Below are 23,376 nucleotides of genomic sequence, written 5' to 3'. Positions count from 1 at the left end.
CAGGGCAATACGGCCGACCGGAACACGAGGCCGCGGACACAACATCGGGCTCGGGGGCGCCCCGCCCCTTCGCCTTTGGCTCCGGCGCACCTAACTTGCAATGCCATGCCCGCCCCGTCCCCCGCGAACTCCAGGCCCGGCGGCGCCGACGCGCTGCCGCGTTGCGCGGTGTGCGGAACCGGCAGCCGCCAGCCGCCTTTCCGGCCCGATCCGCCGGAACAGGCGCCCGACCTCGACCTCCGGCCGGGCGAGCCGGTGCGCTCGACGATGGCGCGGTGGCTGCAGCAATGCCCGAACTGCGGCTACGCCGCGCCCAACATCGGCCGCGCGCACCCCGCGGCGGCCCAGGCCGTGCTCGCGGCGCCGTTCCGGGCCTTGATGGCGGACGCCAGCTACCCGGCGCTTGCGCGACGCTTCCTCGCCTGGTCGCACGTGCTCGAGGAAACCGGCGCGCTGCACGCCGCGGCCGAAGCGTCCCTCCAGGCCGCGTGGGTGGCCGACGACCTCAGCCGGCCCGACCTGGCGCGGACTTGGCGCCTCGAAGCCGTCGCGCTCTGGCGCAGCGGCCCGCCGCTCGACGCCGAACAGACCGTCCGCGTCGTGGACGCCCTGCGCCGCGCCGAGGCTTGGGACGACGCCGAAGCGACGGCGGCGGCGCTGGCCAAGTCGAACCCGCCGGAAGCGGTGGCGCAGGTCCTCGCCCTCGAACGCCGCCTGATCGGCGCCGGCGACTCCGGGCGCCACACCGTGGCCAGCGCGCTGCCTCCGCCCGCGCGGCGGCCGCACGTCGCCCACCAGCGGATCGCGGGGCGGGGCGAACCCTTCTTCGCGCGCCTGAAGCGCTGGTTCCGCGGGGGGTGAGCCCGGACCTGCCGCGCCGCGCGGTCCTGGTGGCGGCGGCCCTAGCCGCGCCGTCCGGGCCACGGGCGCAGGAGCGGGCCCGGCTCCCGGTCGTGGCGTCCTTCTCCATCCTCGGCGACATGGTGCGGCAGATCGCCGGCGACGGCGTGGCGCTGCGCGTGCTCGCCGGGCCGGACACGGACGCGCACGCCTTCCAGCCGCGGCCGTCCGACGCCGAGGCTGTGCGCGGCGCCGCGGTGGTGGTGCGCAACGGCCTCGGCTTCGAGCCCTGGCTCGACCGGCTGCTGCGGAGCGCCGGGCACCGCGGCGTGGTGGTCACGGCGAGCGACGGCGTCGCGCCGGTTCAGGCGTCGTCGGGCCATGGGCACGGCCACGGCGCCACGGACCCGCATGCGTGGCAGGACGTCGGGCGCGCCCGCGCCTACGTTGCGAGGATCGGCGAAGGGCTGGCCGATGCCGACCCGCCGCGCGCGGCGGCGTGGCGCGAAGCCGCGGCGGCCTACGACTCCCGCCTGGAAACCCTCGACCGGCACGTCCGCGAGCGGATCGCGGAAGTGCCGCAGGAGCGCCGGGTCGTGGTCACCTCGCACGACGCGTTCGGCTATTTCGGCGCCGCCTACGGCGTCCGCTTCCTCGCCCCGCAGGGGATCGCCACCGGGTCGCAGCCCTCCGCGGCGCAGGTCGCTGCGCTGCTCCGGCAGATCCGGGCGGAGCGGGTCACCGCCGTGTTCATCGACGGGCCGGGCAGCCAAGCGGTGATGGAGCGCTTGGCGCGCGAAGCCGGCGTGCGGCCGCGCGGGCGGCTCTACGCCGACACGCTCTCCGCCCCGGACGGCCCGGCGCCGACCTACGAAGCCATGCAGCGGCACAACGTCGGTTTGCTGGTCGCCGGGATGCGCGGCGGGGCCGTGTGACGGGGCGACCGGCCGTCCCCGCCGAATGGCTCGACCCGTCCGACCCCGCGGCGGCGCGGCGCGTGCAGGCCGCGCTCGCGGAACGGGTGGTGCGGGAGGACGCGCTCGGGGAGGTGCGGCTCCTCGGCGGAGTGGACGTCAGCAACAACCGCTTCGACCCGGAGGGGCGCGTCTTCGCCGCCGTGGTTGCGCTGTCCGTCCCCGACCTCCGCGTGGCGGAAACGGCCGGCGCGGCGGCGCGGGCCGCGATGCCCTACATCCCCGGCCTGCTCGGCTTCCGCGAGATACCGGCGCTGCTCGCCGCCTGGGGGAAGCTCGGCGCGAAACCCGACCTGCTGCTGGTGGACGGGCACGGCGTCGCGCATCCCCGCGGCCTGGGCATCGCCGCGCACCTGGGCGTGGTCCTCGACGTGCCCTCCGTAGGCGTGGCCAAATCGGTGCTGGTCGGCGCGGAGGACCCGCCGCTGGCGGACGAGGCGGGCGCCGAAACGCCCCTCGTGTGGCGCGGCGAGCGCATCGGCACGGCGCTGCGGACGCGGCGCCGGGCCAACCCGCTCTACGTCTCGGTCGGGCACCGCGTTTCGCTGGAAACCGCCGTGGCCTGGGTGCGGCGCGCGGCCGGCGGCTACCGGCTGCCGGAACCGACCCGGCAGGCGCACTTGGCCGCGAACGCGCTGCGCGTGGCGGAGGCGGGGGCCCCGCGCTAGACTCCGCCCATGCATCGCATCTGGTTGGGCGCGGGGGCGCTCGCCGGCGCGGCCGCCGTCGCCCTCTCGGCGTGGCTGGCGCACGGCGCGCCGGCCCGCTTGGACGCCGCCCGCCTCGGCATGGCGCAGAACGCCGCCACCATGCTCGGCTGGCACGCCCTCGCGCTGCTGGCCACCGGGCTTTGGGCGGAGCGCCGGCCCGGGGGGCGGCTGCCGCACCTCGCCGGCGGCGCCTTCGCGCTCGGCCTGCTGCTCTTCTGCGGCGGCGTGCTCGGCGCGGTGGCGGGCGCGCGGCTCGGCCCGGTGGCGCCGGCCGGCGGGACGCTCCTGATCGGGGGCTGGCTGCTGCTGCTCGTGGCCGCCGTGCTGCGCCGTTGACCGTCCGCGCCGCCTATCTGGCCGCGGAGGGCTTCGAGGCGGAGCTGGAGGAGGAGCTGCGCCGCGCGGGCCGTTCCGTCGCCCGGTGGCACGGCCGCCTCGCGCTGTCGCCGGAGGAGCCCGCCGCCGCCGCCTGGGCGCTCGACACCTGGACCGATCCGCGCGAGCTGCCCGCTCCGTCCATCTCGGCGGCCGCCGGCGCGCTGCGCGCGATCCAGCGCAACTGGAGCCTCTACGCCGCGGCGCAGTTCCGCCGGGCGGCCTTGATCGAGGCGCGCTTGCCGCCGGTGAAGGCCCGCCCGCTGGCGTTCCCGGAGCCGGCGCCCGCAGCGCCGCTCGGCGCCTGGACGCTGCTCGACGCCGACCGCGTGCTGGCGAGCCCGGCCAAGACCAGCCCCTTCGTCAACGGCGAACCCCGCTTCGTGGAGGACCGCGAAGGGCCGCCCTCCCGCGCCTACCTCAAGCTGTGGGAAGCGCTCACGCGCATCGGCCGGTGGCCGGCGCTTGGCGAGACCTGCCTCGACCTCGGCGCCGCGCCCGGCGGCTGGACCTGGGCGCTGGCGCGACTCGGCGCGCGAGTCGTGGCGGTGGACAAGGCCCCGTTGGACCCGGCGGTGGCGGCGTTGCCGAACGTTTCCGTCCGCCAGGAAAGCGCCTTCGGCCTCGACCCGCGGCGGGAGGAGCCGGTGGACTGGCTGTTCAGCGACGTGGTCTGCTACCCGGAAAGGCTGCTCGGGCTGGTGCGGCGCTGGCTCGACGCGGGGCGGGCGCGCCGCCTCGTCTGCACCGTCAAGTTCCAGGGCGCCACGGACCACGAGACTGCCGCGGCCTTCGCCGAAATCCCGGGCGCCGTGCTGTTCCACGGCGCGCACAACCGGCACGAGCTGACCTTCTGCCGCCTCGCCCCGGACGATGGCGAGGGCGCGGCCTAGCAACGAGCCGCCGCCGCCGCTACGGTGCGCCCCGAGGAGACAGGAACAGGAACGCGATGCGCGCGATCTTCGTGGACGCGAACCCGTCGCTCGCGGCGGTGACGGAGCGGCTGATGCGCCCCGGCGACCCGCCGGTGGCGATCAACCGCGACCCGGACATCAAGGCCACGGATCTGCCGGCCCTGCTGGCCGGCCACCCCATCGCCATCGACGACCACACGCACTTCCCGACCGACGTCGTCCGGGAGTGCAGGGACCTGAAGCACGTGGTGTTCCTCGGCACAGGCCCGCGCTCCTACATGAATCCCGAGGAGCTGGCCGAACTCGGCGTCCGGGTCCACACCATCAAGGGCTACGGCGACACGGCCGTCGCCGAGATGGCCTTCGCGCTGATGTGGGACGCCGCCCGCAAGACCGCGATGATGGACGGCGCCATCCGCAAGGGCGGGTGGCCGCGGAGCGAGGGCACGCAGCTCACCGGCAAGACGGTCGGGCTGGTGGGCTTCGGGGGCATAGCCGCCGAGATGGCGCGGCTCTGCGCCGGGATCGGGATGCGCGTGCTGGCCTGGAATCGCACGCCGAAAACGCATCCGGGCGTGGGGTTCGTGGATCTGGAACGCCTGCTGGCGGAGAGCGCGGTGGTGTCGCTCCACCTCGCCTTGAACGACGAGACGCGCGGCTTCCTGTCGCGGGATCGCATCATGGCGATGCGGCCGGGGGCCGTGCTGGTCAACACCGCGCGCGGGGCGGTGGTGGACGAGGCGGCGATGGTGGCCGCACTGGAGCGGGGGCACTTGGGCCACGCCGCGCTCGACGTGTTCTCGGAGGAGCCGCTGCCGGCCGGCCATCCGCTGACCAAGCTGGACAACGCGACGCTCACCTCGCACAGCGCCTTCCGCACGCCGGAAGCGAGCGACAACCTGATCGGCGCCGCGCTGGACCATTGCCGGCGCATCGCGCAAACCGGCGCTTAGGGGCCGCTTGCCCGACGTGACGCTCCGCCCGCCTGATGGAACGGTAGACATAGCGGACTTAAAATCCGCAGCCCGCGAGGGCGTGGGGGTTCGAGTCCCCCGGCGGGCAGGCCGCGGCCGGCGCCGCGGCGCGCGGGGGCGCCCGGGGAAGAATCATGCCGCCTGACGACGCCGGCCAACCGCAACCGCGCGCGCACCCGGCGTCGTCCACCCACAACGCCGTGCGGGGCGGCGTCCTGGCGGCGATGGCCGCCGGCGACGCGGAAGAAGCGCCGCCGGCGGCGGAGGCGGCCCCGAAGCCGGCGCCGGCGCGCGGTTTCGGCGCGTCGCTCCGCGCCGCGGGGCGTCGCGGATTGCTCGCGGTCCGGCCCTTGGCGGCGCCGTTCTTGCACCGGTTCCAGATGCGCGTCAGGACGGCCGTCGACGAGTCGGACGCCGCCGCGCGGATCGCCGGGATCGAGCGGGCTCTGGCGAGGCTGGGCGAGCGGCACGACGCGGAGGCCGCCATACTGCACGAGATCGCCGGGCTCAGGCGCCTCGCCGCCGACAACGCGCGGCGGCTGGAGGCCCTAGGCCGGTCGTCGGACGCGACCAGGCGCGACATCGCGGAAGCTGCGGAGATCGCCGCGACCAAGCGCGATGTCGCGGGCGTCATGGAAGTGGCCGCGGACAACGCGCGCCGCCTCGACGCGCTCCGGGGCGACGTCGCGTCGGTGTCCGACGCCGTGCGCTCGAACGCGCCGCGCCGCCCGCCGATCCCGGTCGGCGGCGACTTCCTGGTCCACACACCCGACGGCATGCTGCTGGTGCCGGGCGAAGACCTCCGCTTCCTGGCCGTGATCGCCGATGGCGGCGTCCTGGAAACCGGCACGCGCCGCGTGCTGGCCGCCCTGCTGCGCCCCGGGTCCGCCTTCCTCGACGTCGGCGCCAACGTCGGCACCATGACCCTGTTCGCGGCCCGAGCGGTCGGTCCGGCCGGGCGCGTCTTCGCGGTGGAGCCGACGCCGCGCATCGCCGCCCTGCTGCGCCGGAGCATGGCGGTCAACGACGTGGCCGACCGCGTCGCCATCTCGGAGTGCGCCGCCGGCGACGGGGAGGGCGAGGCGCTGCTCCACCTCGAAGAGGTCATGAGCCACAACACGCTGCTCCCGCCCGACGAGGCGGAGGGCCGCGGCACCGTTCGCGTGCGGGTGTCGCCGGCGGACGCCCTGGTGCCGGCGGGCACGGCGGTCGACGTCGCCAAGGTGGACGCGGAAGGCGCGGAGCTGCAGGTCTGGCGCGGCATGGGACGGATACTGGCGGAAAGCCCGGGCCTCGCCGCGGTGCTGGAGTTCGGCCGCCCCCACCTGGCGCGCGCCGGCGTTTCCCCGGAGGCGTGGCTGCGGGAGGTCGAAGCGCCGGGCTTCGTGCCGTACATGATCGACGACATGGCGGGCGTCTGCCGGCCGGCGAGCGCGTCCTCGCTGTCCGACGTGTTCTCCGTCAACGTCCTGCTCCTCCGCCCCGGCGCGGCCGAACGGCACCCGGGCCTCGTGTTCGCGTGACGAGGGGGCCGCAACAGCTGGTGCTCGTCGGCGCGGGCGGGCACGCCAAGGTCGTCATCGAGGTCGCGCGCGCCCAAGGCCGCTTCGAAATCGTGGGCGTGGTCGATCCGCGCCCGCCCGGGCCGCGCGTGCTGGGCGTGCCCGTGCTCGGCGGCGACGAGGCGCTGCCGCGGCTGCGCGCCGACGGCGTCGCGTGGGCGTTCGTGGCCCTCGGAGGCAACGCACTGCGCGAGCGCATCGGCGGCGAGCTCCGCGCCGCGGGTTTCCGGTTGGCGACGCTGGTGCATCCGAGCGCCGAGGTCATGCCCAGCGCCACCGTCGGCGAGGGCGCCGTCGTCATGGCCCGCGTGGCGGTGAGCGCCGAGGCGCGGGTGGACGACCTGGCGATACTCAACACGGGCGCGGTTGTGGAGCACGACAACCTCATCGGCGCGGCGGCCCACGTCGCGCCCCTGGCGGCCCTGGCGGGCAACGTGCGCGTGGGCGCGCGCGCCCTGATCGGCGTCGGCTCCGCGGTGCGGCCCGGCGTTTCGGTGGGGGCGGACGCCGTGGTGGGCGCGGGCGCGGCGGTGGTGGCGGACGTCCCGGCGGGCGCCACGGTCGGCGGCGTCCCGGCGCGCCCGCTGCGCGCGCGCGGCGGGGCGGCGGCGCGATGAAGATCGGGTTGGTGTCCTCCGCGGTCCCGCTCATCGGCGGCGGGGGGCGCTTCATCGTGGACTGGCTGCGGGAGAAGCTGGAGGAGCACGGCCACCAGGTCGAGACCGTGTACGTCCCCAGCAACGAGATCGTCCCGGAGGCCATACTCCCGCAGATGGCCGCGTTCCGCATGATGCGGCTCCAGGACTACTTCGAGCGGGTCGTGACCTTCCGGCCGCCCTCCCATGTGGTGCGGCACCCCCGCAAGGTCGTCTGGTTCATCCACCACATCCGCGTCTTCTACGACCTCTGGGACACGCCGTACCGGCCCGTGCCGGACCGCGCCACGCAGCGCGCCTTGCGCGCCGCCATCATCCGGGCCGACACGGCGGCGCTGCGCGAGGCGCACCGCGTTTTCACCAACTCCCGCGTGGTGGGCGACCGCCTCCGCCGCTTCAACGGCGTGGACAGCGAAGTGCTCTACCCGCCGGTGCTGCGGCCCGAACTCTTCGCTTCCGGCGACCACGGGGACGAAATCGTCTGCGTCTGCCGGGTCGAAGGGCACAAGCGCCAGCACCTGCTGGTCGAAGCGATGCGCCACACGCGGACGCCCGTGCGCCTCCGCCTCTGCGGCGTCGGCACCAGCGCCGAGTACGTCCGGTCGCTCCGGCGCGCCGCGGCCGAGGGCGGAGTCGCCGACCGCGTCGTCGTGGAGGACCGCTGGATAACCGAGGAGGAGAAGGCGGCCCGCCTGGAGCACGCGCTGGCCGCGGCCTACGTGCCGTTCGACGAGGACTCATACGGCTTTCCCACGATCGAGGCGGCGCACGCGCGGCGCTGCACCGTGACCGTGCCGGACTCCGGCGGCGTGACCGAATTCGTGCAGGACGGCGTGACGGGCCTCGTCGCCGAGCCGGAACCCAGGGCTCTGGCCGAGGCCTTCGACCGGCTCCACAGCGACCGCGCCCTCGCGCGCCGCTTGGGCGCCAACGCCGCCGAGCGCGTTTCGGAGCTGGGGATCGACTGGGGCGCCGTGGTGGGAAAGCTGCTCGCGTGAAGGTCCTCGTCCTCAGCACCATGGTGCCGTTCGTGCGCGGCGGGGCGGAGGAGCTGTGCGACCACCTGGTCCGCAACCTGCGGCTCCGGCGCGGCGTGGAGGCGGAAGCGATGCGCATCCCCTTCACGTGGGACCCGGCCGAAGGGCTGGTCGAAGAGATGCTGATCGCGCGGTCGCTGGGCATCTTCAACGTGGACCGCCTGATCCCGCTGAAGTTCCCGGCCTACCTGGCGCCGCACCCGAACAAGGTGCTCTGGCTCCTGCACCAGTACCGCCAGGCCTACGACCTGTTCGACGCCGGCCAGTCGAACATCGGGACCGATGCGCGCGGCGACGCCTTGCGGGCGATGATCCGGACCGCGGACGACCGGGCCTTCCGCGAAGCGCGGCGCATCTTCACCCTCTCGCCCACGGGCGCGGACCGGCTGCGGCGGTACAACGGCTTCGGGGCCGAGATCCTCCCGCAACCGCTCAACGACCCGGAACTCTTCCCCGGCGGCGAGGCGGGAGGCTACGTGCTCGCCAGCGGGCGGGTGGGGCTCGGCAAGCGGCAGCACCTGCTGGTCCGGGCGATGCGGCACGCCCCCGGGCTGCGGCTGGTCGTCGCCGGACCGCCGGACCGGCCGGAGGACGCCGACGACCTCCGCCGCCTCGCCGCCGAAGAAGGCGTGGAGGACCGCTTGACGCTCGACCTACGGTTCCTGCCCCGCGCGGACCTGGCGCGCCTGGTCAACGGCGCCACGGCCGTGGCCTACCTGCCGTTCGACGAGGACTCCGTCGGCTACGTCACCATGGAGGCCTTCCACGCCGGCAAGCCGGTCCTGACCACGAGCGACGCCGGCGGCGTGCTGGAGATCGTGCGCGACGGCGAGACCGGCGTGGTGTGCGAGCCGACGCCCGAGGCGCTCGGGGCCGCGCTCTCCGCGCTGGCGGCGGAGCCCGCGCGCGCCGCCCGCCTCGGCCGCGACGCCCGCGCGCTGCTGGCCTCGCGCGGCATCACTTGGCCCGCCACGATCGAGAAGCTGCTGGCGTGACGGCGCCGCGGCGCATCGCCTGGGCCGGGCCGTGGAACGCCCGCTCCGCCATCGCGGCGTTCGGCGGGCTCGTCGTCGCCGAGCTGGCCGCCCGCGGGCACGAGGTGGAGGTGTTCCGCACGGAAACGGGCGAACTCCTCGACCTCCCCCCGCGCCCGGCGCCCGGCCCGGTGTCGCCCCTCGCCGGCGCCCCGCCCGAAACGCTGGCCCGCGACTACGACGCGTTCGTCGTGAACCTCGGCGACCACTACGGCCACCACGGCGCGGCGATCCCGGTGCTCCTCCGGACGCCGGCGCTGCTGGTCTTCCACGACGCGTTCCTGGCCAACCTGTTCAACGGGTGGATCGTGGCCGGCGGCGGGGGCGCGGCCGCCGGCCCCGCGCTGTCCGCCGTGTACGGCGCCGGGGAAACCCCCGACCCGTTCCTTTTGCCGTTGGAAGAGATGGCCGCCCGCCGCCCGATGCTCGAATGGTTCGCCGCCCTCGCGGGCGGCGCCGTGGCGCACGCGAACCATTACGCGAGGCGCCTGCGGTCGGTCTGCCCCGGGCCTGTCGAGGTCATCCCGCTCGCCTTCGGAGGCGGCGCGGCCGTGCCGCCGCCGCGGGAGGTCGGGCCGGAGGTGGTGGTCGCGACCATCGGCCACATCAACCGGAACAAGCGCGTGGCGGACATGCTCCGCGCCATGGCCGACTCGGAGCCGCTGCGGGAGCGGGTGCGCTACCGCCTGATCGGGCCGGTGGAGCCGGCGGAGCGGGCGGCGCTCGGCGACCTCGCCCGCTCGCTCGGGGTGCCGGAGCCCGAATTCACCGGCTGGGTGGACGACGCCGACATGCCTCGGCACCTGGCCGCGGTCGACGTGATGTGCTGCCTCCGCAACCCGGTGCTGGAAGGCGCCTCGGCCTCGCTGATCCTGGCCATGCGGTCGGGCCGGCCCGTGCTGGTGTCGGACCACGGGCCTTACGCCGAGGTGCCCGACGGGCTCGTGCTGAAGTGCCGCCCGGGCCACGAAGCGACCGACGTGCGGCTGCACCTGGAGGCGCTGCTGGCCGACCCGGCCCCGGCCCGCGCCACGGCGGAGCAGGCCCGCGCCTACGCGGAGGAAACCTTCACGGCGGGACGGTACGTCGACGGCCTCCTCGCCCATATCGACCGCGTCACGGAACACCTCCCCGCCGTGCGCGCCGCGATGGATCTGGGGCGGACTCTGGCCGGCTTCGGCATGCCGCCGGACGACCCGGCGGGCCGTCGCGTCGCCGACGCGCTGGACGACCTGCTTGACCGGCGGGGTTGAGGGCGGAAAGAAGGCACCCATGACACCGCTCCGCGCCGCGGCCCCCGGCCCCCTGCCGAACATACCCGTGTACCGACCGGACCTGTCGGGCAACGAGCGGCGCTACGTGCTCGAATGCCTGGACACCACTTGGATCTCCTCGCTCGGCGGCTTCATCGAGCGGTTCGAAGGCGCCGTCCGCGCCGCCACCGGCGCCGAACACGCGACCGGCCTGTGCAACGGCACCGTGGCGCTCCACCTCGCGCTGCACTGCCTCGGCGTCGGCCCGGGCGACGAGGTGATCGTCCCGACCTTCACCTACATCGCCTCCGTCAACACCATCGCGCAGTGCGGCGCCACGCCGGTCTTCGCCGACTGCCGCGAGGGCGATTGGCTGCTCGACCCCGCCGACGCCGCGGCCCGGATCACGCCTCGGACCAAGGCCATCCTCCCCGTCCACCTCTACGGCGCCGCCTGCGACATGCGGGCGCTCGGGGCCTTGGCGAAGGAGCGCGGCCTCGGCGTGGTGGAGGATTGCGCCGAGGCGTTCGGCACCACGCTCGACGGCCGGCACGTGGGCACCTTCGGCGACGTCGGCACCTTCAGCTTCTTCGGCAACAAGACCATCACCACCGGCGAAGGCGGCATGGTCATCAGCCGGGACGGGGCGCTGGCGGAGCGGATGCGCATCGTCCGCGGCCAGGGCCAGTCCCCGACGCGCCGCTACTGGCACGAGGTGCTCGGCTTCAACTACCGGATGACCAACATCGTCGCCGCGATCGGCCTCGCGCAGATAGAGCGGCTGGACGCCATCCTGGCCCGCAAGCGCGCCCTCGCCGCCCGGTACGAGGCGCTGCTCCGCGGCCTGCCCGTCGCGTTCCAGCGGCCGATGGACGGCGTCGAAAGCTCGCACTGGCTGGTCAGCGTCCTGCTGCCGCCGGGCGCCGACCGCGACGCGGTCCAGAAGGAGATGGCGGCCCGCGGCGTGGACACGCGCCCCGTCTTCTTCTGCGCCCACGAGATGCCGATGTACGCCAAGGGCGAGCGCTTCCCCGTCGCGGAAGACATCGCCGCCCGCGGCCTGTCGCTGCCCAGCTACCCGACGCTCTCCGACTCGGACATGGACCGGGTGGCGGACGCGCTCGGCGCGGCCCTCCGGGGGCAAGGCTTGGCGTGACGGTCCTCCGCCGGAGGCCGTGAGCCGTCGCCGCCGGGTACACGCCCATGAGGACGCTGCTGGTCGTCTTCCATTCCATGACCGGCGGCACGCGCCAGATGGCTTCGGCGGCGGCGCGGGCGGCGGAAGCCGAGCCGGAGGTCGGGGTGCGCCTGCTGCACGCCACGGACGCCGGGCCCGCGGACGTGCTCTCGGCCGACGGCTACGTCTTCGCCACGCCCGAGAACCTCGCGGCCGTGTCCGGGCTGATGAAGGACTTCTTCGACCGCACCTACTACGCGGCGCTGGGCCGCATCGAAGGCCGGCCCTACGCCGCGATGGTCTGCGCCGGCAGCGACGGCCGCAACGCCGCGCGCCAGATCGAGCGCATTTGCACCGGCTGGCGGCTGCGCGCCGTCGCCGGGCCGCTCATCGTCTGCACCCACGCCCAAACGCCCGAGGCCATCCTGGCGACCAAGACGATCGGCGCCGGCGACTTGGCCCGCTGCGAAGAACTCGGGGCGACGCTCGCGGCCGGGATGGCGATGGGCATCTTCTAGGACCGCGGCGCCTACCCCGCCCGGACGACGCTCAACCCAGCGCCAGCGCGCCGGCGACGAAGACCAACAGCGCCAAGCTCGCGCCGCCGAACACGGCCAAGTGCCGCCAGCCCACGCCGAGGACGGCGCGCACCGACGTGCCCAGCCCGAGCGCCGCGATGGCGACCAGCAGGCCGAGCGAGGAGGCTTCGACCAGCGCCGCGCGCAGCGGCACCCAGGCCGCGCCGACCGCGCCCGTGGCGGGCAGGACCGAGTTCAGGGCGCAGAGCAGCAGGAAGCCGACCGCGAAGCCCGGCACGGCCGGCGTGGGCGCCCCGCCCGTCGCCGGCCCGCGCGCCGCGAACCACCACCCCAGCGCCAGCACCGCCGGCAGCAGCAGGAGCACGCGGAACAGCTTCACCACCACCGCCGCGTCGCCCGCCCCCGGCGACACCGCGTAGGCCGCGCCGACCACCTGCGCCATGTCGTGGATGGTCGCCCCCAGCAGCACGCCCGTCTCCCGCGCGTCGAAGCCGAGGGCCGCCGCGACCGGCGGGTAGGCCAGCATGGCGAGCGTGGAGGCGGCGTTCGCCGCGACCACCGTGAACGCGACGTCCCGCCCCTTGTCCCGCCAGGCCGGCAGCGCGGCCGCCGCGGCCAGGGTGGCCGAGGCGCCGCAAATGGCGGTCGCGGCGCCGGCGAGCGCGCCCGCGCCGGCCTCCTGCCCCAGCCGGCGCCCCATCCAGACCGCGAAGGCGAGCGTCCCCGCCATCGCCGCCACGACCAGCAAGGCCGTGCCGGCGCCGAGCGCGAAGACGTCGCCGACCGCGATGCGCAGCCCCAGCAGCGCCACGGCGACGCGCAGCAGGCGCTTGGCGCAGAAGCCGAGCCCCTCCGCGAAGGCCGGCCGCGCCGCGACCCTGCCCAAAGCCATGCCGAGCACGAGGGCGAGCACCATCGCCGGCACCGCCGGCGCCTGCGGGCCGAAGGCCGCGCGCACCAGCGCACCGGAAGCCGGCGCCAAGGCCAGGGAGGCCGCGGCGACCGCGGCCGCGAGCAGCAGGCCGGGCGCGACGCGGCGCGCGGCCTCCAGCGTCACGCCGCTTCGGCGGGCAAGTCGAAGGCGTCCGGGTAGCCGAACAGGCCGACCGCGCCGCCGGTGTGCAGGAACACGACGCTCGAATCCTCCGGGAAGGAGCCTTTCCGCACGAGGTCGATCAGCCCCGCCATGCCCTTGCCAGAGTACACCGGGTCGAGCAGCACGCCCTCCGTCTCGGCCACCAGCCGCACCGCGTCCACCATGCCCCGCGTCGGGATGCCGTAGCCCTGGCCGACGTAGTCGCAATTGGCCACCACGTGCTCCGCCCGCACCGTGCCGGGAGGCAGCCCGAGGTGATCGGCGGTGCGTTGCGCCAGCGCCAGCACGTTCGCCTCCTGCTTCTCCCGCGGCGCGCGCACGCCGATGCCGAGCACGGGGATGCCGCTGTTCAGCCCGACCAAGCCGGCCACCAGCCCCGCCTGCGTGCCGGCGCTGCCGGTGGCGTGGACGAGGTGGTCTATCTTGAGGCCCATCTCCGCCGCTTGGTTCACCAACTCCAGCGCCGCCGTCACGTAGCCCAGCGCGCCGATGGGGTTGGAGCCGCCGCCCGGGATGACGTAGGGGCGCTTGCCCTCCCCGCGCATCCGCTCCGCGACCGCCTCCATCTCCGCCTGCATGTCGGCGCCGCCGGGACGCCGCTCCACGCTGGCGCCGTGCAGCTTGTCCAGCAGCACGTTGCCGGACATGCGGTAGGCGTCGTCGGTGTAGCCGGTGCGGTCTTCCAGCAGGATGTGGCAGCGGAAGCCGAGCTTGGCGCAAGCCGCCGCCGTCTGCCGCGCGTGGTTGGATTGGGTCGCGCCCTGGGTGATGACGGTGTCCGCGCCCTGCGCCCGCGCGTCGGCCATCAGGTACTCCAGCTTGCGCGTCTTGTTGCCGCCGGTGGACAGGCCGGTGCAGTCGTCGCGCTTGATCCAGAGCCGCGGCCCGCCGAGGCGCTTGGTCAGGTTCTCCATCGGCTCCAGCGGCGTCGGGCCGTGGCCGAGGCGGATGCGCGGGAAGCGGGCCAGGTTCATGGGCGTCGTCCTCTCGTGGGTCTGGTCAGGCGGCGGGCACGATACCCGCGGGCGCTGGCGGACGCGATTTCCCGGGGAGTCATCGGACCCGTATCCCGCCCGCCCGGCCGCCGCTATGGGATGGACGGCACGGACGGCGCAATCTTCTCCGGCGCCGGATGCGGGAGGAACGACGGATGGCCACCTCGCGCGAGATGGGGGCAGCCGCGGCGGACGCGGCGCCGGCCTTGGACCACGACGCCATCATCATCGGCGCCGGCATGTCGGGCCTGTACCAGCTCCACCGCCTGCGCGGACTCGGCCTGCGGGTGCGCGTGTTCGAGGCCGGCTCCGGCGTCGGCGGCACTTGGTACTGGAACCGCTACCCCGGGGCGCGCTTCGACTCGGAAAGCTACTCCTACGGCTACTCCTTCTCGCAGGAGTTGCTGGAGGAGTGGAGTTGGTCCGAGCACTTCGCGCCCCAGCCCGAGACGCTGCGCTACCTCAACCACGTCGCCGACAAGTTCGACCTGCGCCGCGACATCCGCTTCGGCAGCCGGGTGGCCGCCGCCCACTGGCGGGAGGACTTCCGGGGCTGGGACGTGGCGCTGGAAGACGGCAGCCGCCACACCGCGCGCTTCCTGATCACCGCCGTCGGCCCGCTTTCGGCGCCGACCCTGCCGCGCATCGAAGGGGTCGAGACCTTCCGGGGCGAGGCCTTCCACACCTACCATTGGCCGCACCATCCGGTGAGCTTCGCGGGCAAGCGCGTGGCGGTGATCGGCACCGGCGCCACCGGCGTGCAGACCATCCAGGAGGTGGCCAAGACCGCCGCGCACCTGACCGTGTTCCAGCGCACGCCGAACTGGTGCGCGCCGCTGCACAACCGCCCGATCACCGAAGAGGAGCAGCGCCGGATCAAGGCCGGCTACCCGGGGATCTTCGCGCGCTGCCGCGAGTCCTTCGCCTGCTTCCTGCACACGCCCGACCCGCGCGGCGCCTTCGAGGTGACGCCGGAGGAGCGCGAAGCGTTCTTCGAGGAGCTGTACGCCTCGCCCGGCTTCGGCATCTGGCAAGGCAACTTCCGCGACGTCCTCACCGACCGGGAGGCGAACGCGGCCATCACCGAATTCGTCGCGCGCAAGATCCGCCAACGGGTGAAGGACCCCGCGGTGGCCGAGAAGCTGATCCCGAAGAACCACGGCTTCGGCACCCGCCGCGTGCCGCTGGAGACGCGGTACTACGAGGTCTACAACCAGCCCAACGTCCGGCTGGTGGACCTCCGGGAAACGCCGATCGAGCGCATCACGCCGCAAGGCATCCGGACCACCGACGCCGAGCACGAATTCGACATGATCGTCTACGCGACGGGGTTCGACGCCATCACCGGCAGCTTCGACCGCATCGACATCAGGGGCGCGGGCGGGCAGCGGCTGAAGGACCGGTGGGCGGGCGGGCCGCAGACCTTCATGGGCGTCCTGGTCGAAGGCTTCCCCAACATGCTGATGCTGATGGGGCCGCACACCGCCCTCGGCAACATCCCGCGCAGCATCGAGTACAACGTCGACTGGGTGACGGGCCTGCTCCGCCACATGTGGGAGCGGGGCCTCACCCGCGTCGACGCCCGGCCGGAGGCGGTCGCGGCCTGGACCGACCACGTCAAGGCGGTGGGCTCGGGCCTCCTGTCCAACGAGGTCGATTCCTGGTTCACCGGCGTCAACACCAACGTGGAAGGCAAGCAGACCCGCATCGTCGCGCGCTACAGCGGGAGCGCGCCCGCGTACCGCGCGTGGTGCGACGAGGTGGCGGCGAAGGGGTACCGGGAACTCGAACTGGCCTAGGCCGGACCGCGGGGCCGGCCCGCGGCGCCTCGGCGGCCCCGGCGCGGGAGGCCCGATTCCCGCCCGGGGCACGGAACGGAGGACGCGATTTGGCCGGCAAGGCCGCCAACCTGGCCCTGATCATCGCCGCGCAGGTGCTGGCGTTGTCGTTGTGGTTCTCGGGCACCGCCGCCGGTCCCGGGATGGCGCGGGAAGCCGCGGCGGCGGCCGGCGCCGGCTTCCAATCGTTGCTGACGGGGGCCGTTCAGGCGGGCTTCGTGGCCGGCACGCTGTTCAGCGCCGCCCTGTCCCTGCCCGACCGCTACGACCCGAGGCGGGTGCTCGCCGCCGCCGCGCTGCTCGGCGCGGCCGCGAACGCCGCGATGCTGGCGGTGCCGGCGGGCGCCGACGCCGCCATCGCGGCGCGCTTCGCCACGGGGGCGGCGCTGGCGGGAGTCTACCCGGTGGGGATGAAGCTGGCGGCCGGCTGGGCCGACCGCGGCGACACGGGCTTGGTGGTGGCCCTGCTGGTGGGCGGGCTCACCTTGGGCTCGGCCTCGCCGCACCTGGTCAACGCCCTGGGCGGGCTGGACTGGCGGCTGACGGTGGGCGCGGCCTCGCTCGCGGCCGTCGCCGGGGCGGCGCTGGTCGGGCTGGCCGAACTCGGCCCGCGCCACGCGCCCGCCCCGTTCGGCTTCCGGCCCGGCGACGCGCTGCGGCTGTGGCGCAACCGCGGCACGCGGTTGGCGACCCTCGGCTACCTCGGGCACATGTGGGAGCTGTACGCCCTGTGGGCCTGGGTCGGGCCCTACCTCGCCGCCAGCTTCGCCGCCGGGCGTGGCGGCGAAGCTGGCGGCGGNGGGTGCCGGCGGCGACGCGGGAGGCGGTGCCGCGGCGGGCGTGGCGGCGCTGGCCGCCTTCGCCGTGATCGCGGCGGGCGCGGTCGGTTGCGTCGCGGCCGGGCTGCTGGCGGACCGGGTGGGGAGGGTGCGGGTGACGGTGTGGGCCATGGCGACCTCCGGCGCCTGCTGCCTGCTCGCCGGGCCGGCCTTCGGCTCGCACCCGTCGCTCACGGTCGGGCTCTGCTTGGTTTGGGGCGCGGCGGCCGTCGCCGACTCCGCGCAGTTCTCCGCGAGCGTGGCGGAGCTTTCCGAACCCGGCCTGACCGGCACCATGCTCACGGTGCAGACCTGCCTCGGCTTCGCGTTGACGCTGGTAACGATCCACCTGATGCCCGTGCTGGTGGCCCGCCTGGGCTGGGGCGGGGCCTTCGCCGCGCTGGCGATCGGCCCGGCGCTGGGCTGCGTGGCGATGCTGCGCCTCGGCCGCAGCCCGGCGGCGGCGCGGCTGGCCGGCGGGCGCGGGTGACGACCGCCCGCCGCCGGCGTTGCGGTCTCATGCCGCGCCTCGAGCTTCCACGAAGCGATTCACCGGTGCAGTCTGTGACGATTGAGGAAAACCGTCAGACCATGTCGGCCACGACCAGCCCGAAGAACCGCGCCGAAGCCACCCGAGCCCGCATCGAGGAAACGGCCGAGCGGCTGTTCCGGACCATGGGCTACCAGAAAACCGCAGTGGCCGACATCGCCCGCGAACTCGGCATGTCGCCGGCCAACGTCTACCGCTTCTTCCCCTCCAAGAGCGCCATCAACGAGGCCATAGCGGAACGCCTGCTGGGAGGGCTGGTGGACGCCGCCTGGGCCATCGCGCGCGGCCCGGAACCGGCGCCGGAGCGCTTGGCCGCCCTGCTCCGGCACATCCACACCCAACACGTGGCCCTGTTCTTCAGCGAAAAGCGCATGCACGACATGGTCACCGCCGCCATGGCCGAGCACTGGGGCGTGATCGAACGCTTCATCCACAGCGTCCAAGGGGCGATCCGGCACGTGCTGATGGACGGCATGGCGGCCGGCGACTTCGCCAAGCTGGACCCGGAACAAACCGCGCGCACGGTCAAGCAGGCGGTGCTGGCCTTCAACCACCCGGTGCTGGTCGAGGAGTGCATGTCCCGGCTGATGCCGGAGGCGGAGATGGCGGCGCAGGCGGAGCAGATGACGGCGTTCGTCCTCCGCGCCCTCCGGCCCGATGCTTCCTGATGTGACGACTATTGACAATCATCAGTCATTAGCTAATCTGCGCTCAGGCCCATGCCGGAGAGCGCCATGCGTCCCGTCCAGCACCTAGCCCTCGCCGCCCTCGCGTCCGCCGCCCTCGCCGGGTGCAAGGCCGAAGGCACCCCGACGCCGCAAGCCGAAGCGCCCAAGCCCGTGCAGGTGGCCGAGGTCCGGCTCGCCCCGGCCGGCGCCGCCCAGGCCTACACCGGCTTCGTCCGGGCGCGGCGGGAGGCCGACATCGGCTTCCGCGTCGGCGGCAGGATCGCCGCGCGGCTGGTGGAGGTCGGCGGCCGCGTCACGGCCGGGCAGGAACTCGCCCGCCTCGACCCCGCCGACCTGGCCTTGTCGGTACGCGCCGCCGAGGCCGACCTGTCGGCGGCCGAAGCGCAATCGCGCCAAGCGGCGGCGGACGCCGCCCGTTCGCGGACCCTGCTCGCCGCCGGCCACGTCTCGGCCGCCTTTGACGACCAGCGCGTCGCCGCCGCCCGCAGCGCCGCCGAGCGCGCGGCCTCCGCCCGCGCGCAACTCGATCTGGCCAAGCGCCGCCTGGACTACGCGGTCCTGCGCGCGCCGACGGACGGCGTGGTGACGGCCCTGCTCGCCGAAGCCGGGCAGGTCGTGGCGGAAGGCCAAGCCGTGCTCCGCGTCGCCAACCCGGAAGAACGGGAATTGGTCGTGCAGGTGCCGGAAGCGGCGATGGCCGAGGCCGCCGGGGGGCGCGCCGAAGCCGCCTTTTGGGCCCGCCCCAACGAGGTGCTCCCAGCGCGGCTGCGCGAGCTGGCGCCGCAGGCCGAAACCGCGCTCCGCACCTACACCGCCCGCTTCTCCCTGCCCGGCGCCCCCGACTGGGTCGCGCTCGGCATGACGGGGACGGTGCGCCTCGCCGCGGCCGATGGCGGCGGCGAGGCGGCCGCCACCCTGCCGCTCTCCGCGCTGCACGACCGCGGGCGAGGCCCGATGGTGTGGCGCGTGGAGGGCGCCAAGGTCTCCGCCGTGCCGGTGGAGGTGGTCTCGCTCGGCGAGGTCACGGCGACGCTCCGCGGCCCGCTCGCGGACGGCGACCGGGTCGTCGCGGTCGGCCCGCAGGTGCTGGACCCGGACTCGCGGGTGCGGGTCGCCGGCACCCGCCTGTCCGCCACCCTGCGCTGACCGCCACGGGAGGGCCGCCGCGATGAAGCTCAACCTCTCCGACTGGGCGGTGCGGAACGGCGCGCTGACCCTGTTCCTCATCCTGATCCTGGCCGCCGCCGGCGCCTTCTCCTACCTCCGGCTCGGCCGCGCCGAGGACCCGGGCTTCACCCTCAAGCTGATAGTCGTCTCCGCCCAGTGGCCCGGCGCCACGGCGGAGGAGATGCAGTCCCAGGTCGCCGACCGGATCGAGAGCAAGCTCCAGGACCTGCCCCACCTCGACTACCTGCAAACCTACACCCGGCCCGGCGCCGCCGTGACGACGGTGGTGCTGCGCGACACCACGCCGCCGCGCGAGGTGCAGGGCCTCTGGTACCAGGTGCGCAAGAAGGTCGGCGACATGCGCCACTTCCTGCCCGCCGGCGTGCAGGGGCCGTTCTTCGACGACGAGTACTCGGACGTCTACGCTTCCGTGCTCGCCGTCACCGGCGCCGACAACGCCGAGCTGGTGCGGCAAGCGGAGGCGATCCGGCTGCGGCTGCTGGCGCTCCCCGGCGCCGGCAAGGTCGCCATCTTCGGCGAGCAGGCGCAGAAGGTCTTCGTGGACGTGAGCCACGCCCGGCTGGCGACCCTCGCGGTGCAGCCCGCGGCGGTGGTCGAGGCGCTCGCGCGCCAGAACGCCGTTTCGCCCGCCGGCGTGGCGGAAACCGGCTCCTCCCGCGTCTTCCTCCGCGCGGAGGAGGGCTTCGACGGCCTGGCCGCGATCCGCGCCATCCCCATCGAGAGCGGCGGCCGCACGCTCCGCCTCGGCGACATCGCCACGGTGGGCCGCGGCACCGCCGATCCCCCGACGAACGCCATCCGGCACGAAGGCAAGCCCGCGGTGCTGGTGGGCGTCGCCAAGCGCGCCGGCGCCGACGTGCTGGCACTCGGCCGCGACCTCGACGCCGCCGTGGCGGCCGCCCGCGCCGAGCTGCCCGCCGGCCTGGAGATCGAGAAGATCGCCGACCAGCCGCGCGTCGTGCAGGAGAGCGTGTCCGAGTTCCTGCTGAAGTTCGCCGCGGCGCTGGCCGTGGTGATGCTCGTCTCCTTCCTGTCGCTCGGCTTCCGCGCCGGGATCATCGTCGCGCTCTCCGTGCCGCTGACCCTGGCGGTCGTCTTCCTCGTCATGCTCGCCTGGGGGATGGAGCTGGAGCGCATCACGCTCGGCGCGCTCATCCTCTCCCTCGGCCTCCTGGTGGACGACGCGATCATCGCCATCGAGGCCATGGCGGTGAAGCTGGAGGGGGGCTGGGACCGGGTGCGCGCGGCCACCTTCGCCTGGTCCTCCACCGCCTTCCCCATGCTCTCCGGGACGCTGGTGACGGTGGCGGGCTTCCTGCCGGTGGGCTTCGCCGCCTCCACCGCGGGCGAGTACGCGGGCGGCATCTTCTGGGTGGTGGGCGCGGCGCTGGTCGCGTCCTGGCTCGTCGCCGTGGTGTTCACGCCCTACCTCGGCGTGAAGCTGCTGCCGATGCCCAAGCGCGCGGCGGGCCACCACGAGGCCTACGACACGCGCGGCTACCGCGCCCTCCGGCGCGCGGTGTCGTGGTGCGTGGACCACCGCGCCGCCGTGCTCCTCGCCACGCTCGCGGTGATGGCCGCGGGCTTCGCCGGCATGGCGGCCACGCGCAAGCAGTTCTTCCCCACCTCCGCGCGGCTCGAACTGCTGGTGGACATCAACCTGCGCCAGGGCGCCGGGGTGCGCGCGACGCAGAAGGCCGCGGAGGCCGTCGAGGCCGCGCTGCGCGGCGACCCGGACGCGCGCACCTTCACCACCTACCTCGGCGCCGGCGCCCCGCGCTTCTTCCTGGCGCTCAACCCGGACCTGCCCAACGAGGCCTTCGCCAAGGTGGTGATCCAGAGCGCCGACCTGCCCGCGCGCGAGCGGCTGCTGGCGAAGCTCCGGGCCTTGGCCGACGACGGCACGATTCCGGAGGCCCGCGTCCGCGTGTCCCGCCTGGAATTCGGCCCGCCCGTCGGCTTCCCGGTGCAGTTCCGCGTCCACGGCCCGGACGCGGAGGCGCTCCGCCGCGCGGCCGACGACGTGATGGGCGCGCTGCGCGCCACGCCGGGGACGCGCGACGTGCAGTTCTCCTGGGGCGAGCGCGCGCCTGCGATGCGGATCGCGTTGGACCGCGAACGGCTGGCGCAACTCGGCCTTTCGCCCGCCTCGGTCGCGCAGTCCCTGCAAGCGCTCCTGTCCGGCACGACCGCGACCCAGCTCCGCGAAGGCAACCGGCTGGTGGACGTGGTGGTGCGCGCCCCCGCGGCCGAACGGCTCGGCCTCGGCGCCATAGGCGACCTGACGGTCTCGACGCCGGCGGGCGCGGTCCCCCTGTCCCAGCTCGCGCGGCTGGAGCCGGTGATGGAGGAGCCGATCCTCTGGCGCCGCAACCGCGAGCCCTTCCTGACCGTGCGCGCCGACGTGGCGGAGGGCCTGCAAGGGCCGGACGTGACGATGGCGGCCCTGCAGCGCATCGAGGCCCTGCGCGCCGCCCTGCCGCCCGGCGTCCGCATCGTCACCGGCGGCGCGGTGGAGGAGAGCGCCAAGGCCAACGCCGCGCTCTACGCCCTCTTCCCGGTGATGGTCGGCGCCATGCTCCTGCTGCTGATGTGGCAGCTCCGCCACTTCGGACGCACGGCGCTGGTGCTGGCCACCGCGCCCCTCGGCATCCCGGGCGCGGCGGCGGCGCTGCTGCTCATGGACAAGCCCTTCGGCTTCGTGGCGCTGCTCGGCGTCATCGCGCTGGCCGGCATGGTGATGCGCAACACGCTGATCCTGGTGGACCAGGTGCGCCAGGACCTGGAGGCCGGGGCGGAGCTGCGCGAGGCCATCGTGGAGAGCACGGTGCGCCGCGCCCGGCCGGTGCTGCTGACCGCGCTCGCCGCCGTGCTGGCCTTCGTGCCGCTGACGCTCTCCGTGTTCTGGGGGCCGATGGCGGTGGCGATGATCGGCGGCCTGACCCTGGCGACCTTCGCCACGCTGCTGGTCGCCCCGGCGCTCTACGCCCTGGCGCTGCCCAAGGCGGCGCCCGGCCCCGTCCGGCGCTTCCTCGGCCGCGCCGCCCCGGGCGCCCGCCGCGCGCCGGACGCGGGAGCCTTCCCGGAGCGGGCGCTGCCGCTGGCCTCGGCGGGGGCCGACTGACGGCGGCCGCGTCCTCCCTCGCTCCCTCGCGGCCACCGCGATCGCCCTGGCTGCCGGCGCCAGGCGCCATCTGCCGCGCGGGGCCGCCCGCCTCGTGCCGGTCGGGCTCGCGCTCTGGCTGGCCTGCGTCGGGCTGGTCAGCGGGTCGGGTCTCGCGCGGAACGCGCGGCTGTCCGCCCGGTAGGCACCCAGTTCGAAATCCTGCTGGATTGCTTGAGCGGAAAGGCATCCTTGACGGGCCACGACTGGCTGGTGCAGGGTCCGGCCATGCCAAACCGCTCAAGCAAACGCCCGCGTGACCTTAACCAACTTGCGAAGCTCCTGGTGGACATAGCCACGGGCGAGCAAGAAGACCCACTCCTGACCCCGGACGGCAAGAACGCTGCCGCCGTCGCACTCGGCCGGCGCGGCGGGCTCAAAGGCGGTGCTGCACGGGCAGAGAAGCTCACGCAGGAACAGAGGCGGGAGATCGCGCGCGTTGCGGCCGCAGCGCGGTGGAAGCGCGATGACCGCTGAGGTCGCCATCATCAACCGGTCTGCCGTGACACTCGCAGCGGACAGCGCAGTGACCATGACGATCGGCGGTGCAGAGAAGATTTATCCTTCAGCGGACAAGCTGTTCGAACTCTCCACTTCCGACCCGCTAGGCGTGATGATCTTCAATAACTTGGAGTTCATGGGGGTTCCGCTCGACCTGGCGATCAAACAGTTTCGAACCTCAAAGCATTGCTGCCGCTTCGCTCGCGCGGTTGATGCCCCTGCGGCGTTCTTCGACTACCTGGCCCAGGTCTGGTGCCCATCCGAAGAACTTCAGATTAAGCATGTGCAGCAGCTTGTCAGGCCGGTTTTGAGGAAAGTTCGTGGCGAGTTCATGCGCCGGGTTTCGGAAACAACGTTCACAAAAAAATCACCTAATCCTTATACCTTCTTTTTGGAGGTTCTGACGTACGAAGCGGAGAGCTATAGACGGGAGAACCCTGCGGAGTGCTTCGCTGATCTCGGACCGGAAGCTCTCGCCGATCGGTATCGCGAG

Annotated in this window: 21 protein-coding genes and 1 tRNA gene; 20 read left to right on the top strand and 2 right to left on the bottom strand. The window is 74.3% G+C overall.

Annotated elements, in window-relative coordinates; translation table 11 throughout:
• Window positions 1-105: 105 nt before the first annotated feature.
• The 14 genes from ABD067_RS01440 to ABD067_RS01375 all read left to right on the top strand — a co-directional run bounded on the left by ABD067_RS01440 (window position 106) and on the right by ABD067_RS01375 (window position 12,024).
• Window positions 106-861 carry a hypothetical protein gene (locus ABD067_RS01440; protein ID WP_343893354.1) on the top strand — a complete coding sequence of 252 codons (756 nt, stop codon included), beginning with the start codon at window positions 106-108 and terminating at the stop codon, window positions 859-861.
• On the top strand, window positions 858-1,775 hold the full coding sequence (locus ABD067_RS01435) for a metal ABC transporter solute-binding protein, Zn/Mn family (protein WP_343893353.1): 918 nt from the start codon (window positions 858-860) through the stop codon (window positions 1,773-1,775). Before ABD067_RS01440 ends, ABD067_RS01435 begins: the two co-directional genes overlap by 4 nt.
• Window positions 1,772-2,482: a deoxyribonuclease V gene (nfi, locus tag ABD067_RS01430; protein WP_343893352.1), complete on the top strand. Its 711-nt coding sequence runs from the start codon at window positions 1,772-1,774 to the stop codon at window positions 2,480-2,482. The genes ABD067_RS01435 and nfi overlap by 4 nt, the downstream gene beginning before the upstream one ends.
• A 9-nt stretch (window positions 2,483-2,491) precedes the next feature.
• The gene (locus tag ABD067_RS01425) at window positions 2,492-2,860 is read left to right on the top strand and encodes a DUF423 domain-containing protein (protein ID WP_343893351.1); all 369 of its coding nucleotides are present in this window, start codon (window positions 2,492-2,494) and stop codon (window positions 2,858-2,860) included.
• Window positions 2,857-3,792 (top strand): SAM-dependent methyltransferase, encoded by a 936-nt coding sequence (locus tag ABD067_RS01420; protein WP_343893350.1) that lies wholly within the window; start codon window positions 2,857-2,859, stop codon window positions 3,790-3,792. The genes ABD067_RS01425 and ABD067_RS01420 overlap by 4 nt, the downstream gene beginning before the upstream one ends.
• 56 nt (window positions 3,793-3,848) lie before the next feature.
• Entirely contained in the window at window positions 3,849-4,766 is a 918-nt protein-coding gene (locus tag ABD067_RS01415) for an NAD(P)-dependent oxidoreductase (protein ID WP_343893349.1), read from the top strand.
• A 26-nt stretch (window positions 4,767-4,792) separates the two neighbouring features.
• A tRNA-Leu gene (locus ABD067_RS01410) sits at window positions 4,793-4,875 on the top strand.
• Between the two features lie 46 nt (window positions 4,876-4,921).
• Window positions 4,922-6,310 (top strand): FkbM family methyltransferase, encoded by a 1,389-nt coding sequence (locus ABD067_RS01405; protein WP_343893347.1) that lies wholly within the window; start codon window positions 4,922-4,924, stop codon window positions 6,308-6,310.
• A gap of 20 nt (window positions 6,311-6,330) precedes the next feature.
• Window positions 6,331-6,966 carry a NeuD/PglB/VioB family sugar acetyltransferase gene (locus ABD067_RS01400; RefSeq protein WP_343893345.1) on the top strand — a complete coding sequence of 212 codons (636 nt, stop codon included), beginning with the start codon at window positions 6,331-6,333 and terminating at the stop codon, window positions 6,964-6,966.
• The gene (locus ABD067_RS01395) at window positions 6,963-8,003 is read left to right on the top strand and encodes a glycosyltransferase family 4 protein (protein WP_343893344.1); all 1,041 of its coding nucleotides are present in this window, start codon (window positions 6,963-6,965) and stop codon (window positions 8,001-8,003) included. The genes ABD067_RS01400 and ABD067_RS01395 overlap by 4 nt, the downstream gene beginning before the upstream one ends.
• A complete protein-coding gene (locus ABD067_RS01390; RefSeq protein WP_343893343.1) occupies window positions 8,000-9,037 on the top strand; it encodes a glycosyltransferase family 4 protein in 1,038 nt (345 codons plus the stop codon). Before ABD067_RS01395 ends, ABD067_RS01390 begins: the two co-directional genes overlap by 4 nt.
• Entirely contained in the window at window positions 9,034-10,329 is a 1,296-nt protein-coding gene (locus tag ABD067_RS01385) for a glycosyltransferase family 4 protein (RefSeq protein WP_343893342.1), read from the top strand. Before ABD067_RS01390 ends, ABD067_RS01385 begins: the two co-directional genes overlap by 4 nt.
• Window positions 10,330-10,348: 19 nt before the next feature.
• Window positions 10,349-11,485, top strand: a complete 1,137-nt coding sequence (locus tag ABD067_RS01380; protein WP_343893341.1) for a DegT/DnrJ/EryC1/StrS family aminotransferase — start codon at window positions 10,349-10,351, stop codon at window positions 11,483-11,485.
• A gap of 47 nt (window positions 11,486-11,532) precedes the next feature.
• Window positions 11,533-12,024, top strand: coding sequence for a flavodoxin family protein (locus tag ABD067_RS01375; protein ID WP_343893340.1), 492 nt, complete (start codon window positions 11,533-11,535; stop codon window positions 12,022-12,024).
• 31 nt (window positions 12,025-12,055) lie between these two features.
• On the opposite strand, the gene ABD067_RS01370 is transcribed toward ABD067_RS01375, so the two are convergent.
• Together ABD067_RS01370 and cuyA are read right to left on the bottom strand one after the other, a co-directional pair.
• On the bottom strand, window positions 12,056-13,102 hold the full coding sequence (locus ABD067_RS01370; RefSeq protein WP_343893339.1) for a YeiH family protein: 1,047 nt from the start codon (window positions 13,100-13,102) through the stop codon (window positions 12,056-12,058).
• Window positions 13,099-14,115, bottom strand: a complete 1,017-nt coding sequence (cuyA, locus tag ABD067_RS01365) for a D-cysteate sulfo-lyase (RefSeq protein WP_343893338.1) — start codon at window positions 14,113-14,115, stop codon at window positions 13,099-13,101. Before cuyA ends, ABD067_RS01370 begins: the two co-directional genes overlap by 4 nt.
• 176 nt (window positions 14,116-14,291) lie before the next feature.
• Between cuyA and ABD067_RS01360 the strand changes: the two genes are divergently transcribed.
• The 6 genes from ABD067_RS01360 to ABD067_RS01335 all read left to right on the top strand — a co-directional run.
• Window positions 14,292-15,935, top strand: a complete 1,644-nt coding sequence (locus tag ABD067_RS01360) for a flavin-containing monooxygenase (protein ID WP_343893336.1) — start codon at window positions 14,292-14,294, stop codon at window positions 15,933-15,935.
• Between the two features lie 1,448 nt (window positions 15,936-17,383).
• Window positions 17,384-18,010: a TetR/AcrR family transcriptional regulator gene (locus tag ABD067_RS01355; protein WP_343893335.1), complete on the top strand. Its 627-nt coding sequence runs from the start codon at window positions 17,384-17,386 to the stop codon at window positions 18,008-18,010.
• 66 nt (window positions 18,011-18,076) lie between these two features.
• Window positions 18,077-19,177, top strand: a complete 1,101-nt coding sequence (locus tag ABD067_RS01350) for an efflux RND transporter periplasmic adaptor subunit (protein ID WP_343893334.1) — start codon at window positions 18,077-18,079, stop codon at window positions 19,175-19,177.
• A 22-nt stretch (window positions 19,178-19,199) separates the two neighbouring features.
• A complete protein-coding gene (locus ABD067_RS01345) occupies window positions 19,200-22,343 on the top strand; it encodes an efflux RND transporter permease subunit (protein ID WP_343893333.1) in 3,144 nt (1,047 codons plus the stop codon).
• Between the two features lie 231 nt (window positions 22,344-22,574).
• Complete coding sequence (locus ABD067_RS01340; RefSeq protein ID WP_343893331.1) at window positions 22,575-22,859, top strand: hypothetical protein; 285 nt, start codon at window positions 22,575-22,577, stop codon at window positions 22,857-22,859.
• Window positions 22,849-23,376, top strand: a 528-nt coding sequence (locus ABD067_RS01335; RefSeq protein ID WP_343893330.1) for a hypothetical protein, incomplete at its 3' end; no start/stop codon positions are given. The genes ABD067_RS01340 and ABD067_RS01335, both read left to right, overlap by 11 nt.

This window comes from Craurococcus roseus (assembly GCF_039523795.1).
In the GTDB taxonomy this organism is placed as follows: domain Bacteria; phylum Pseudomonadota; class Alphaproteobacteria; order Acetobacterales; family Acetobacteraceae; genus Craurococcus; species Craurococcus roseus.
Note: the sequence above shows the minus strand (reverse complement) of the source record. Positions and strands in the feature narration are given on the sequence as shown.